This window comes from Martinezella multihospitum, from assembly GCF_900094585.1.
Lineage (GTDB): Bacteria > Pseudomonadota > Alphaproteobacteria > Rhizobiales > Rhizobiaceae > Rhizobium > Rhizobium multihospitium.
In genome coordinates, this window is sequence record NZ_FMAG01000012.1 from 98,073 (window position 1) to 110,951 (window position 12,879).

Here is a 12,879-nt window from a genome sequence, read left to right on the forward strand (position 1 = left end):
AGATGAATTGTCTTTGCTGTCCCGCGAAATCAAAGGGCCGGTGCCGGTCCCGTCGTTCCCCAGGGCGATTCGTAAAGTTCGCGCAGTGCCACGACCGCAGCACCCTGCGCCCAGGTCTCGTCGGTCGACTGGTCGAAAACCAGTTCGGTCACGCCCCTGATCGACGGTGGGATCGCCAGTGAATAGGCCTCCCGCAGGCTGTCGAGGAAGGGCTGTCCGAGCGCCAGGCTCGATCCCACCAGAATGACGCGCGGTGGGGCAAATAGCGTGACGATGTTGGCGAGCGCCATGCCGCAGGCTTCGCCGGCGCGGATGGCCGCGCTGATCAGCGAGATATCTTCGGCGTCGATCAGCGTCTTGGCGTGCGCCATTCCCCGGCCGAGGCGGATTGCTTCGGCGAAGCGGCCACTCGGCTGGTCGCCAAGGATAGCGCTTTCGCCGGCAAGGCTTGCCAGTCTGATGAGACCCTGGGAACCCATGCCAAGCACGAGATCGCCGAGATTGTGGCTGAGACCGCCGGCGCCGCGAAAGAGCTGGCCGCCATGCAGCACGCCGAGCCCCAGCGTCTGTTCCAGCGACACCAGCACCATATCGTCGAGGTCTCTCGCCTTGCCGAACCAGTGATGGGCGAGGGTGATGGCATGCGCATCGCTTTCGACGATGGTGGTCACGCCCAGCCGCTCCGACATTTCCTTGGCGAAATCGACGCCCGTCTCGCGGAAGATCGGGCTGGTGCGGACATGGCCGGTGCGATGCTCGACGACGCCGGGCAGGCCGAGGCAGACGGAATCGACCTCGTCCAGCGCCAGATTGGCGTCAACGACACAGCGGCGCACGCCGTCTTCGATCAGATCGGCGATGACGCCGATCGGCTGCCGGTCGACGCGTAATGCCAGTGTCAGCGTCGAGAGAACCTCGCCGCAGAAGTCGGTGACGACGAAAACCATGCGGTTGGCGGCGATCTTCGCGCCGACGACGCGGGCCGCATCCGGATTGAGTTCCAGCATGACGCGGGGCCGGCCGCGGCTGGCGGACTCGCGTAGGTCGCCTTCGGTGCGGGCGAGAATCAGCCCGTCATCCAGCAAGGACGCGGTGATCGCCGAGACCGTCGTGGTCGAAAGCTGGGTGCGGTCGCTGATTTCGATACGTGCGATGGAGCCCGCCCGCCGGATCGTATCCAGCACATTGAAGCGGTTTATCGCCCGCATAAGCTCGGGATCTGCTGTTTTCATGAAAATCGTGCCGAATGATGAACCCGCTCGGCTGCGGCCTGGTATTTTTAACGGAGTGCGAATTAAATAACCTATGGCACTTGCCCAATGTCAAGCCATTTTGCGGTCAATCTGCCGAAAATTTGGCGGTGGCGGTTGACATTTCGGCAAAGCTCCGCTGAATTATTCCGCATAAGGGAAAAAATATTGAGGCTCTTGGTTCCCTTGGGAGGAGAACATCATGATCCATCTACGTGGGGCCAAGGCCCTTCGAATCGCCGCTATTGCCGCCACGACCGGACTGGCGATTCTCGCCGGCGCGACGGGCGCTGCCGCCGACACCGTCGTCAAATGGCTGCATCTGGAAACCGATCCGACCTATGTCGCCGTCTGGCGCAAGATCGCCGACCAGTATGAGGCCAAGCACCCCGGCACGAAGATCGAGATGCAGTTCCTGGCCAACGAGGCCTTCAAGGCGAAGCTGCCGACATTGCTGCAATCGAAGGATGCTCCCGATTTCTTCTTCAGCTGGGGCGGTGGTGTGCTCAAGCAGCAACAGCAGACCGGCACGCTGCTGGACCTGACCGCGGCGATGAACGCCAAGGATGGCGCCTGGCTGAAGAGCTATAATCAGGCGGCGGTCAAGGGCCTGACCTTCGATAACAAGATCAGCGCCGTACCCTACAAGCTCGGCACGGTTTCCTTCTTCTACAACAAGGCGCTGTTCGCCAAGGCCGGCGTCGATGCTAGTGCCATCAAAACCTGGGACGATTATCTGGCCGCGGTCAAGAAGATCAAGGCTGCCGGTATCGCGCCGATCGCCGGCGGCGGCGGCGAGAAGTGGCCGATCCATTTCTACTGGAGCTATCTGGTGATGCGCGACGGCGGTCAGCAGGTCTTCAACGACGCCAAGAACGGCAAGGGCAACGGTTTCAACGATCCGGCCATTATCAAGGCCGGTGAGCAGCTTGCCGAACTCGGCAAGCTTGAACCCTTCCAGCCCGGCTATCTCGGCACCACCTGGCCGCAGGCGCTCGGTGTCTTCGGTGACGGCAAGGCTGCTATGATCCTCGGCTTTGAAAATACGGTTGCCAACCAGCGCACCAATGCCGGTGACGGCAAGGGTCTGGCGGATGACAATATCGGCCGCTTCGCCTTCCCGGCCGTGACCGGCGGTGCCGGCCTTCCGACCGATACGCTCGGCGGCCTGAACGGCTGGGCCGTCACCAAGAAGGCCCCGCCCGAGGCGCTCGATTTCCTTGCCTATCTGACCAATGCCGAAAACGAGCGCACCATGGCGCAAGCCGGCATGATCATCCCGGTCGCCGTCGGCGCCGAAGACGGCGTCAAGGGTCCGCTGATGCACGAAGCTGCCGACCAGCTGGCGCATTCGACCTGGCACCAGAACTTTTTCGACCAGGATCTCGGCCCCTCCGTCGGCCGCGTCGTCAACGATGTGGCCGTCGGTATCGTCTCCGGCCAGATCACGCCGAAGGATGGCGCGCAGCAGGTCCAGGACGCCTTCGAACAGGACCAGCTCTAGCGGCATCCGGCGCCGGCCGCTCCCTTGTGCCGGCGCCGGTTTTTCTTTGAACTGCAATCGTCGAGACTGCCCATGACCGATGTCAGCGCCACGACCACTATGCCCTCTGTCGCAAGAGCGAGACCCGCCGCGAAGCGAAAATCGCCGGCCGCGCGCGGCCGCATGCCCGTTATCCTGCTATTCCTGCCGCCTGCTCTTCTGCTCTTCACCATCTTTGTCATCCTGCCGATGGGGGAAGCGGCCTGGTACAGCCTCTATCGCTGGAACGGCTATGGGCCGCCGACCGAGTTCGTGGGCTTGCGCAATTTCCAGGTGCTCTTCAAGAACGGCGCCTTTCTGACGTCGCTGAAGAACAATGCTTTGATCATCGTCGTGTCGATCGCGGTCCAGGTGCCGCTTGCCATTTGGCTGGCGACGATGCTGGCGCACCGCATTCGCGGCGTCGTGCTCTTCCGGCTGATCTTCTTCCTGCCCTATGTACTCGCCGAAGTGGCCGCCGGCCTGATCTGGCGCTTCGTCTATGACGGTGACTACGGCCTGTTCGCCGCGATCGCGCATTTCCTCGGCACGCCGACGCCCTATGTGCTCGCCGACAAGGACCTGGCGATGTACGCCGTGCTCGGCGTGATCGTGTGGAAATATTTCGGCTTTCACATGATGCTGTTCATCGCCGGCATGCAGTCGCTGGACAAGAGCGTGCTGGAGGCGGCCGAGATCGACGGCGCCACCGGCTGGCAGAAGTTCCGCTATGTGACGCTGCCGCTCTTAGGCTCGACGCTGCGTCTTTCCGTGTTCTTCGCCGTTGTCGGATCGCTGCAGCTCTTCGACATGATCATGCCGCTCACCGGCGGCGGCCCGTTCAACTCGACCCAGACGATGGTGACCTTCCTCTACAATTTCGGCGTCACCCGCATGCAGGTCGGCCTCGGCAGCGCCGTCGGCGTCGTGCTGTTCGTGATCTGCGTCACCCTCGCCTTCGGCTACAAACGGATATTTATGCGCAATGACTGATCTGGCCTCATCCGTTCGACTGACCACCGGCACGAAGATTTATCTCTATGTGTCGCTGACCATCATTGCCGCCATCGTGCTGATCCCGCTGCTGACGACCGCGCTCGGCGGCTTCAAGACGCTCGGCGATCTCCGCACCAACCCCTTCGGCCTGCCGGCCGAGTGGCATTTCGAGAACTATACCGGCATCCTGTTCGGCGACCGCTACTGGCGGCAGATGATGAATTCCCTGATCATCGCTGTGCTGACCGTGTTCCTGACGCTGTCAGTTTCAGCGATGGCGGCCTTCGCCTTCGCGCATGTGAAGTTCTTCGGCTCGAACTTCCTGCTGAACTATTTCCTGATCGGCCTGATGTTTCCGGCCGCGACCGCCATCCTGCCGCTTTTTATCCGCATCCGCGATCTCGGCCTGCTCAATACCTATTGGGGCGTGGTGCTGCCGCAGGTGGCTTTCGGCCTCGGCATGAGCATTCTGCTCTTCCGGAATTATTTTCGAAACCTTCCGGAAGAATTGTTCCAGGCGGCCTTTGTCGACGGCTGCGGCTACATCCGCTTCTTCTGGCACATCTCGCTGCCGCTCTCGCGGCCGATCATTGCGACCGTCAGCATCATCTCCTTCGTCGGCAGCTGGAACAGCTACATCCTGCCGCTGATCATGCTGAATTCGGATTCGATCTACCCCTGGCCGCTCGGCATGATGGTCTATAGCGGCGAATTCGGTACCGAATGGGAGCTGGTGCTCGCCTTCATCACGCTCACCATCCTGCCCACCGTCATCGTCTTCTTCCTGGCGCAGAAGCACATCATTGCCGGCCTCACCGCCGGCGCTGTGAAATCCTGAGCCTTATTGGAGCACAAACAAATGGCATCCGTCGAACTGCACAATATCCACAAGGCCTATGGGGCGCTGACCGTCATCCACGATATCTCGCTTTCGATCGAGGATGGCGAGTTCATCGCGCTCGTCGGCCCTTCCGGCTGCGGCAAGTCCACGCTGTTGCGGATGATCGCCGGGTTGGAAGAAATCACTGATGGCGACGTGTCGATCGGCGGTCAGGTGGTCAACGCCATGACACCGCGCGAGCGCAACATCGCCATGGTCTTCCAGTCCTACGCGCTCTATCCGCATATGACGGTCGCCGAGAACATGGGCTTCAACCTGAAGCTCTCGGGCGAGACCAAGCAGGTGATCGAACAGCGGGTCAATGAAGCCGCGCGCATGCTCGATCTCACCAAGCTGCTCGACCGCAAGCCGGCGCAGCTTTCCGGCGGCCAGCGCCAGCGCGTCGCCATGGGGCGCGCCATCGTGCGCAACCCCGCCGTCTTCCTGTTCGACGAGCCACTCTCCAACCTCGATGCGAAGCTGCGCGTCCAGATGCGCTCCGAAATCAAAGCGCTGCATCAGAAGGTGCAGACCACCTCGATCTACGTCACCCACGACCAGATCGAGGCCATGACGCTTGCCGACCGGATCGTGGTGCTGAACCAGGGGAAGATCGAGCAGCAGGGCACGCCGATCGAGCTTTACCGCAAGCCGGCCAATCTCTTCGTCGCCGGCTTCATCGGCTCGCCGGCCATGAATTTCCTCGACGGTACGGTCGAGGGCCTCGACGGTGCGCCGGCCGTACGGCTGAAGGACAGCACGCCGATCCGCATTGCCGGGGAACGCAAGGTGAAGGTGGGCCAGAGCGTGAAGGTTGGTTTGAGGCCCGAGCATCTGAGCCTTGCAAGTGCCGGTTCGCCACTCACGGGCCAGACGCTGCTCGTCGAGCCGACCGGCGCCCAGACGCATGTGCTTTTCGACCTTGCCGGCGAACAGGTGACGGCTGTTGTCGATGGCGAGGCGCCGGTCCGCTACGGGCAGCCGCTGAACGTCTCCGTCAGCCCGGAACAGGTCTATGTCTTCGATGCCGCGAGTGGCCTGGCTCTTTAAGTTCTCACATCGATCGCATCGACGCGATCCGGATAGAAGGCCATGTAATCCTTGATCCGGCTGACGGACGTATAGGGGGTTTCATAGCTCCAGATGGCGTTTACCGAGCGCTCGCCGCCGGCCGGGATGCTGTAATAGGAGCATTCGCCCTTGTAAGGGCAGTAGGTTTCATGGCTGGTCTTTTCCAGCAACGACATATCGACATCCTTGCGTGGGATATAGATGACGGCTGGATAGGACGCTTCCTTGAGCGATAACGCCTCATGCGTATCGGCGATGACCTTGCCGGCGGCGGAGACGATGACATGGGCCTGCTTGTCCTCGATCGTGATCGGATGATCCGGACCGGGGATCTTGACTGCTCTTTCCGACATGATTGGATTTCCTGAGATGAGTTGCAAGGGCGGCTGGGCGCATCTTTCTCCGTAGGGAACCGGCCCAGGCTGACTTTGTTCCAGAAGATGTAGGGATGCCCCGCCCGGATTATCAGCCCTTGCGCGCACCCCAACGCAATCCATCCATCAGGAGACGCACGAGGCGGCGGGAGCGCTCATACCATTCCGGCGAACTGGGCATGGAATAGGTGCCGGAAAGCGCCTGCAGCACGTCGGTACTGTCGACGTCGGTGCGGATCGAGCCGGCGGCAACTGCGCGCTCGATCAGGCTTGCGAGCACGACCGGCACCTTGCCGTAACTGTCGGCGAAGAGCTTGGAATTGCTGTTGAAAAGGATGCGCAGGCTATCGGCCATGCCCCGTTTCGTCGCGATGTAACCGACGAAGCGATGCATCCATTCCTCCAGGGCTTCATCCGGTGCGCGCTCGCGTGAAAGCTCCTCGGCGGCATCGCACAGCGCTTCGACTTCGTGATGATAAACAGCTTCCACCAGATGTTCCCGGCTCGGAAAATGGCGATAGAGCGTTCCGATCCCAACATCCGCGCGGCGAGCTATGTCTTCCAGTGAGGCGGCGGTGCCGTGGCTGGCGAAGGCTTGTGCAGCCACTTCGATCAGCTTGTCATAGTTGCGGCGCGCATCGGCGCGCAGACGCTTGCTTTCATTCGGCAGCATAGGCTTTGGTTCCGGCAACGGCTTGCGTGCCAATTTCTGCTCCTTGCGGATTGCCACGTGATGATATCCGGCATTCGCGTCAGATAGTGCGCGGCGATATCTTCTCCATGGCCAAATACAGGAGGATTGTTATCGCATTCGGCAGCGAGACGCCATTGCCGCAAGCGGGAATCGGGCTTGCGAGAATCGGGAAGGACGTTCGTGCGGATTTCTGGCCGACTTATGGAGACGGTGCGCCGAAATGATTTGGCCCAAAGCCTGGTCCCAAGTTCGGTCCGAAATCAGATCCTGAATTCGGCCCGAAGCTCGGGCCTTGCTCGAAGTTGGCAAAGGGGGTGGGCGGATTGTCGCGAGCCGGCGGAACGTCGAGGTAGCTCATGATGTTCTCGACATGGTTGACCTGCGAGCGCAGGCTGTCGAGCGACTTGCCCGTCAGATTGGTGCCGGCAGGCAACTGCGCTGTCAGCGGATTTTCGTAACGGCCGTTGACGCGCAGCTCGTAGTAGAGATGCGGCCCGGTGGAGTAGCCCGTCGAGCCGACATAGGCGATGACCTGGCCCTGGGTGACGCGCTGTCCGACGCGCAGATCCGACGGCGTTGCCGAAATATGGGCATAGGTGGTTTCGTAGCCGCCGTCGTGGCGGATGCGTACATATTTGCCGTAGCCGGTTTCCCAGGAGATCTTTTCGACGACGCCGTCACCGGCGGCCTGGATGGGGCTACCCATCGGGGCGCGGAAATCGACGCCATTGTGGAATTTCTTCACGCCGAGAATGGGATGGATGCGCCAGGCAAAGCCATCGCCAAGCGTGCCGTTTGGCACGGGGCGGTGCACGAGCGATTTGGCGATCGAGTGGCCGCTCTCGTCGTAGAATTCCGAGGGGCCTTCGCCTTCGTTCTTGTGCAGATAAAAGCGGTGCGTGTCGCCATCGGCATGGAATTCGATGAACATCAGCTCGCTCCGGCCGTCGTCTGCCTTGCGGAAGAGCAGGTCGACGCTGTCGGGAGCCTCATCGATGCTGGTCAGCGAAATGCCCTTGGCCTTGGCGAGCTTTATGAGCTGCGAGGCATATTCCTTGGTCAGGCCGGCTCTTTCGAGCTTGTCGCTAACCGCCCTCTCGTCACTTTCGTCGACGCCTTTGAGATCGACCGCGGCAACCTCCGTCGAGGATGGAGCGTCGGCCTGGCTTTCGCTATAGAGCGTGGAAAACAGCCTGTCATTGGCCATCGGCACGAAGCCATTGGCATCGTCGCGGGCAACGACGCGCTCCGGCGTCTTGTCGCCGCTGAGGCGCGCCATGATCAGCTTGGGCCGGGCATTGGGGCCTTTCTTCTCAAGCAGCAGTTCCAGGCTGTCGCCCGGGGAAACAGTATCGGTCTCTAGGGCGCGCTGCAGCTCGTCTCCAGCATCGCTGCCGAGGCCTGCCGAGGCGAGGATGTCTTGCAGATCCTGCTTGTCCTTCGGCATGGAGACCAGGCGGTGGAATTCGCGCCCGGCTTCGCCGGTCGTGGCGCGTGATACGCTGACGTTCAGAGGCACACCGCGAACGGGGAAGCGGGAACGGCGGACCGCATCATAGCGCGTGCTGCTCTGCGGATAGATACCGTGGCGGATATCGGAAAGCGACGGCGGCGAAAATGCCACGTTGTCGGCGCGCTCGTCGCCATAGGAGGCATTGATGGCGCGAGCGCCGTCACGCGCCAGGGCGGTTTCGTCGGATTTGAAGACCAGCGTCGTGCGATGATAGGTGAAGATACGGGTTTCGCCGCTGGATAGTTTTTCGGCCACCTGCGCAAAGCGGGCACCGTCGAAACGCTGTTTTGCAGCCAGCCTGCTGGCTTTGCGCATGGCTGGCTGAGAGCGCGCGAGCTGGGAGGTGCGCACCGGCGTTGCCCGTTCGATCGCGTGACGCGCCAGCAAGGGATAGAGCACGGTGGCGAGCAGGCCGAAGGACGCAGTGCCAGCGAGACCGATGATGATCAGATGGCGAAGATGGGCGGAGCGGGGCAGAAAGGGAATATGAAAATCGTGATGTGGCCGCGCCTGGATCGCAGCCTCTGCAGGAAATTGAACGCGCAATGGACTTTCGGCCATGAAGTGAGGAACCCTGCAGATTGCGGTGGGCCCAAACTAGGGCAAATCATGGCAAAATCTAGGCAAATATTACGAGTCGGTTAACTGCCGTGATCATCCACAGGGCGAGATTCGCGCGTTCAAGATGATTCGTCAACCGAAGATGGTGTCGTAGAGCAGTTTGAAGTTCAGCGCCAGGATGATCGCGGCAACTATCCAAGACAGAATGGCGATGCTTCTGGAGATGACGAAACTGCCCATTTTCTCGCGATTCGTGACGAATTGGACCAGGGGGATGACGGCAAAGGGCAATTGCATTGATAGCACGACCTGGCTCAGCACGAGCAAGTTCGCAGTGCCCTTTTCACCATAAATGGCGGTCACGCACACAACCGGAATAATTGCGAGGCCGCGGGTCAAAAGTCGCCTTGCCCAGTGCGGAATCCTGAGCCGGAGAAAGCCCTCCATCACGATCTGGCCGGCAAGCGTCGCCGTCACGGTCGAGTTGAGGCCGGATGCGAGCAACGCGATCGCAAAAAGGGTGGAGGCGATACCGAGGCCGAGCAGCGGCGACAACAGCTCGTAAGCCTGGCTGATCTCGGCGACATCGGAATGGCCACTGGTGTGGAAGGCGGCGGCTGCGACGATCAGGATCGCGGCATTGACGAAGAGTGCCAGCATCAGCGCGACGGTGCTGTCGATCGTTGCCCATTTGATGGCGTCGCGGCGACCTTCTTCGGTGCGCTTGTAGGCGCGGGTCTGCACGATCGAGGAATGCAGATAGAGGTTATGCGGCATGACTGTCGCGCCGATGATCCCCATGGCGATATAGAGCATCTCGTGATTGGTGACGATTTCGGGCGAGGGGATGAAGCCCTGGAGGATCGCTGCTACCGGCGGCGCCGCGGCTGCGATCTGGATCGCAAAACAGGTGGCGATGACGATCAGCAGCGCGATGACGAAAGCTTCGAGGTAGCGGAAGCCCTTGCTCATCAGCAACAGCAATAAGAAGGCGTCCAGCGCGGTGATCAGCGCGCCGCCGATCAGCGGAATTCCAAAGAGCAACTGCAGGGCAATCGCCGTGCCGATGACTTCGGCAAGATCGCAGGCGATAATGGCGAGCTCACAGGCAAACCACAGCGCCAGATTGACCGGCCGCGGATAGTGATCGCGACAGGCCTGGGCGAGATCGCGGCCGGTGGCGATGCCGAGCCTTGCCGACAGCGCCTGCAGCAGGATCGCCATCAGGTTCGACAGCATGATCACGGTGAGAAGCGTATAACCGAACTGCGCGCCGCCGGCGAGATCGGTCGCCCAGTTGCCGGGGTCCATATAGCCGACGGAAATCATGTAACCGGGGCCGACGAAAGCCAGCAGGCGTCGAATCCAGCTGCCGCCATGAGGAACCTTGACCGTGGCGTTGACTTCCGGAAGGCTCGGACGATCGTCCTCGTCGCGGCTGGCAAACTGCCATGCGCGCCGCTCTACTGCAGCTTCCTGAACTTGCGTCATGCGGGGCTCCGGGAGGGTCATGCTATGAGACTACTAAATAAATATGACCGATATCAGAATTATGCAATAGGCTATATTTCAATGGTCATTGCATCGTCTCCGGCCGAAGCCTTGGCCTGCCGGTCGTTTGCCTAGGAGACGGGTGTCGAGATGGGCGGCGCTGGTAATGCCTGCGTCTGTGAAGGGAAAGTTGGATCAACCAGGGGGATGCGAGCGGCGAGACGGTGTCGTTTCGCCCATGGCGGGCCGATGCGTCTTGGAGCGAGAGAGCCGAGGCTTGGCGCAGCTCGCTAAATCTCGTCCGAGCAAGGAGGCCCTCCGCTACCGAAGCAGCGGAAGGCGGTCGCCGGTCAGAGCCTATTCGGCGGCGTCATGCTTGGAAATGGAATCGCGGACGATGCCATATTGGCCACCCCAGCGATCGGTCATTTCGTGGCGAATATCCCATAGATCGGGGAAGAAGCGATGGCGCGTGCCGGCCTGCAGCAGCTCGACGGGACGGCCTTTCAACGATTTCGAGCCGAGGCCGATGGAACGCTGGATCAGATAGAGGTGATTGGCGCGGAACTTCTGGAACAACTCGTCATATTCCACTAGCGCCTCGGCGACCACGTAACTGTCGCCGTGATCGTATTTGCCGTCATAGATATCCGCGACCGTCAGGCCGGCAGCATCGAGATAGTTCGCCTTGAAGGCATGCCACAGATCCGGCGGCATGCGCAGCAGAAACCCGAAGCCGGGCGATTCCTGGCCGCTGCCATTGCCGAGCTGCAGGCGGATTTGCTGATATTCCTTCGGCGACATGGTTTCCAGAAGATCGAGCTGAGTCGTCATCATGCGCATGATCCGATGCACGCGACCCATAAGGGTCACGACGCGATGCGTATTGCGCTCCTGCATGAAACCGATGACATCGACTAGCGTATAGGCCATCAGCTTCATCCAGAGTTCTTCGACCTGATGGACGATCTGGAACTGCAGTTCGTCGCCGTTGACCATGCCGTTCAACGGTTTCTGACAGGCGAGCAGCTTGTCGCACTGCAGGTAGACGCCATAGTCGCGCATTTCGGGCGCCTCGATGCGCGCGTAATAATCTTTCTTCTGCATCTTCGTTCCCTTTGTTCCGGCTCTCGGCCGTCAAGCATATTTGCCCGCTTTCAAGGATACGAAATTCAGCTTGAACATTGTTCCTATTTGTCATTCAAATCTGGAAAAATGGAGTACGATCGATCATTCTTGCGGTCATGGAGAGAACGATGGAATTGGACGCGCTCGACCATAAGATCATTACCGCGCTGGAGGCCGACGCCCGCCTCTCCTTCGCGGCGCTTGCCGATCTGGCCGGTCTCAGCAAGACGCCATGCTGGAAGCGCGTAAAGGCGCTGGAGGAAGCGGGCGTGATCCGGGGGTACAGGACGCTTCTCGACCCGGCCAAGCTCGGCTTCGGGCTGGAGGCCTTCGTGCAGGTGTCGATCGATGTCGAGCGTTTCGATGCGTTTGAGGCCGCCGTGCGCCGCCATCCGCTGATCTGGCGTTGCCATGCGACGACGGGCGAGGCCGACTATCTCCTGCATATTCTGGCGACCGACATGGCGGCCCTCGACCGGTTGCTTCGGCAGGAGCTGAACAGGCTGCCCGGCGTCCGGCACACCGTGACGTCGATGTCGACGCGGGAGATCAAGTCGGACATCTCGCTTGCAGAGGCGGTGCGGCACGCCGAAGGATAGCTACTGCTTGCCGCCGCTCCGCATCGAGCCGACCAGGCTACGTATCAGCCGTTCGCCGACATCGACCAAGGGGAAGGATTTGCCGGATCGAAGCCACTCGGCCAGGAGCCCATTCATCGAGCATTGAATGGCGCGGGCGGCGGAATCGGCGGTCCATAGCGGTGCAAGCGCGCTCTGCCCATCCGCCATCTCGATCAGTTTCTGCAGCTTGCCGAACATTTCGGCATTGGCCGTAATGATACGCTGGGCTGCATCGGACAGGTGTTCCGTAAACTCGCAGCCGAGGATCATGATGGCGAAGACGCGCTGCTGATGCTCGTCGTTCACCAGGATCTGCAGGACGTCGATTGCAGCATTCTCGATCAGGCCGAGGGGATCGTCATGGCCGTGAGCAATCGCATAGTCGACGATTGTCTCCTGCGGCAGGCGGATCTCCTTATGCAGCGCCGTCAAGACCTCGGCCTTGTCCTTGAAATGCCAGTAGATCGCACCGCGCGTAACGCCGGCGCGCTGGGCGATCTTCTCGAGGCTCGATCCGCTGACGCCATTTTCATAGAAGATCTCGGCGGCGGCGCTAAGGACTTCCTCGCGGGTCTTGGCGGCATCTTCCTTCGTTCTGCGCATGCGCCTCCTCAAAACTTTTGCGGGCGAAAAGGGGGAATTTCGCCTCGTCTTATGTCCATGATTTCATGCGTTAATATCTGAAGCCGTCGGGCGACTTCCGATCTTAGTCGCAAAAGTCACATCGATTTGATGTTTACAATCATTCATGTATGTTTGTATATTGCGCCGCAACAAGA

General features: G+C 60.7%; 12 protein-coding genes. 5 read left to right on the forward strand and 7 right to left on the reverse strand.

The window, feature by feature from the left end; all coding sequences use genetic code 11:
- Nucleotides 1-29: 29 nt before the first annotated feature.
- Nucleotides 30-1,232, reverse strand: a complete 1,203-nt coding sequence (locus GA0061103_RS31720; protein WP_092719162.1) for an ROK family transcriptional regulator — start codon at nucleotides 1,230-1,232, stop codon at nucleotides 30-32.
- Between the two features lie 220 nt (nucleotides 1,233-1,452).
- Between GA0061103_RS31720 and GA0061103_RS31725 the strand changes: the two genes are divergently transcribed.
- The 4 genes from GA0061103_RS31725 (at nucleotide 1,453) to GA0061103_RS31740 (ending at nucleotide 5,698) form a co-directional block, all read left to right on the forward strand.
- Nucleotides 1,453-2,754, forward strand: coding sequence for an ABC transporter substrate-binding protein (locus GA0061103_RS31725; RefSeq protein ID WP_092719165.1), 1,302 nt, complete (start codon nucleotides 1,453-1,455; stop codon nucleotides 2,752-2,754).
- A 72-nt stretch (nucleotides 2,755-2,826) separates the two neighbouring features.
- Entirely contained in the window at nucleotides 2,827-3,765 is a 939-nt protein-coding gene (locus GA0061103_RS31730) for a carbohydrate ABC transporter permease (RefSeq protein ID WP_092719168.1), read from the forward strand.
- Nucleotides 3,758-4,606, forward strand: coding sequence for a carbohydrate ABC transporter permease (locus tag GA0061103_RS31735; protein WP_015341575.1), 849 nt, complete (start codon nucleotides 3,758-3,760; stop codon nucleotides 4,604-4,606). Before GA0061103_RS31730 ends, GA0061103_RS31735 begins: the two co-directional genes overlap by 8 nt.
- A gap of 21 nt (nucleotides 4,607-4,627) precedes the next feature.
- Nucleotides 4,628-5,698: an ABC transporter ATP-binding protein gene (locus GA0061103_RS31740; RefSeq protein WP_092719171.1), complete on the forward strand. Its 1,071-nt coding sequence runs from the start codon at nucleotides 4,628-4,630 to the stop codon at nucleotides 5,696-5,698.
- On the opposite strand, the gene GA0061103_RS31745 is transcribed toward GA0061103_RS31740, so the two are convergent.
- The 5 genes from GA0061103_RS31745 to GA0061103_RS31765 all read right to left on the reverse strand — a co-directional run bounded on the left by GA0061103_RS31745 (nucleotide 5,695) and on the right by GA0061103_RS31765 (nucleotide 11,459).
- Nucleotides 5,695-6,072 carry a DUF427 domain-containing protein gene (locus GA0061103_RS31745; protein ID WP_092719173.1) on the reverse strand — a complete coding sequence of 126 codons (378 nt, stop codon included), beginning with the start codon at nucleotides 6,070-6,072 and terminating at the stop codon, nucleotides 5,695-5,697. The genes GA0061103_RS31740 and GA0061103_RS31745 overlap by 4 nt on opposite strands.
- 112 nt (nucleotides 6,073-6,184) lie before the next feature.
- Nucleotides 6,185-6,766 carry a TetR/AcrR family transcriptional regulator gene (locus GA0061103_RS31750; protein WP_092719317.1) on the reverse strand — a complete coding sequence of 194 codons (582 nt, stop codon included), beginning with the start codon at nucleotides 6,764-6,766 and terminating at the stop codon, nucleotides 6,185-6,187.
- A gap of 220 nt (nucleotides 6,767-6,986) precedes the next feature.
- The gene (locus GA0061103_RS31755; RefSeq protein ID WP_092719175.1) at nucleotides 6,987-8,861 is read right to left on the reverse strand and encodes a M23 family metallopeptidase; all 1,875 of its coding nucleotides are present in this window, start codon (nucleotides 8,859-8,861) and stop codon (nucleotides 6,987-6,989) included.
- Nucleotides 8,862-8,993: 132 nt separating this feature from the next.
- Nucleotides 8,994-10,352, reverse strand: coding sequence for an Nramp family divalent metal transporter (locus GA0061103_RS31760; protein WP_092719178.1), 1,359 nt, complete (start codon nucleotides 10,350-10,352; stop codon nucleotides 8,994-8,996).
- 357 nt (nucleotides 10,353-10,709) lie between these two features.
- Entirely contained in the window at nucleotides 10,710-11,459 is a 750-nt protein-coding gene (locus GA0061103_RS31765; protein WP_092719180.1) for a tryptophan 2,3-dioxygenase family protein, read from the reverse strand.
- A gap of 149 nt (nucleotides 11,460-11,608) precedes the next feature.
- Between GA0061103_RS31765 and GA0061103_RS31770 the strand changes: the two genes are divergently transcribed.
- Complete coding sequence (locus GA0061103_RS31770) at nucleotides 11,609-12,079, forward strand: Lrp/AsnC family transcriptional regulator (RefSeq protein ID WP_092719183.1); 471 nt, start codon at nucleotides 11,609-11,611, stop codon at nucleotides 12,077-12,079.
- Here the strand turns inward: GA0061103_RS31770 and GA0061103_RS31775 are convergent, their stop codons facing one another.
- Nucleotides 12,080-12,703, reverse strand: a complete 624-nt coding sequence (locus tag GA0061103_RS31775; RefSeq protein WP_092719187.1) for a TetR family transcriptional regulator — start codon at nucleotides 12,701-12,703, stop codon at nucleotides 12,080-12,082. It abuts the gene before it with no gap.
- Between the last annotated feature and the right edge of the window lie 176 nt (nucleotides 12,704-12,879).

What these genes read in the sequence shown, in the direction of transcription:
- GA0061103_RS31725 (WP_092719165.1), top strand. Translation starts at nt 1,453, where the DNA reads ATGATCCATCTACGTGGGGCCAAGGCCCTTCGAATCGCCGCTATTGCC.
- GA0061103_RS31720 (WP_092719162.1), bottom strand. Translation starts at nt 1,232, where the DNA reads ATGAAAACAGCAGATCCCGAGCTTATGCGGGCGATAAACCGCTTCAAT.
- GA0061103_RS31750 (WP_092719317.1), bottom strand. Translation starts at nt 6,766, where the DNA reads ATGCTGCCGAATGAAAGCAAGCGTCTGCGCGCCGATGCGCGCCGCAAC.
- GA0061103_RS31760 (WP_092719178.1), bottom strand. Translation starts at nt 10,352, where the DNA reads ATGACGCAAGTTCAGGAAGCTGCAGTAGAGCGGCGCGCATGGCAGTTT.
- GA0061103_RS31770 (WP_092719183.1), top strand. Translation starts at nt 11,609, where the DNA reads ATGGAATTGGACGCGCTCGACCATAAGATCATTACCGCGCTGGAGGCC.
- GA0061103_RS31755 (WP_092719175.1), bottom strand. Translation starts at nt 8,861, where the DNA reads ATGGCCGAAAGTCCATTGCGCGTTCAATTTCCTGCAGAGGCTGCGATC.
- GA0061103_RS31730 (WP_092719168.1), top strand. Translation starts at nt 2,827, where the DNA reads ATGACCGATGTCAGCGCCACGACCACTATGCCCTCTGTCGCAAGAGCG.
- GA0061103_RS31775 (WP_092719187.1), bottom strand. Translation starts at nt 12,703, where the DNA reads ATGCGCAGAACGAAGGAAGATGCCGCCAAGACCCGCGAGGAAGTCCTT.
- GA0061103_RS31740 (WP_092719171.1), top strand. Translation starts at nt 4,628, where the DNA reads ATGGCATCCGTCGAACTGCACAATATCCACAAGGCCTATGGGGCGCTG.
- GA0061103_RS31735 (WP_015341575.1), top strand. Translation starts at nt 3,758, where the DNA reads ATGACTGATCTGGCCTCATCCGTTCGACTGACCACCGGCACGAAGATT.
- GA0061103_RS31765 (WP_092719180.1), bottom strand. Translation starts at nt 11,459, where the DNA reads ATGCAGAAGAAAGATTATTACGCGCGCATCGAGGCGCCCGAAATGCGC.
- GA0061103_RS31745 (WP_092719173.1), bottom strand. Translation starts at nt 6,072, where the DNA reads ATGTCGGAAAGAGCAGTCAAGATCCCCGGTCCGGATCATCCGATCACG.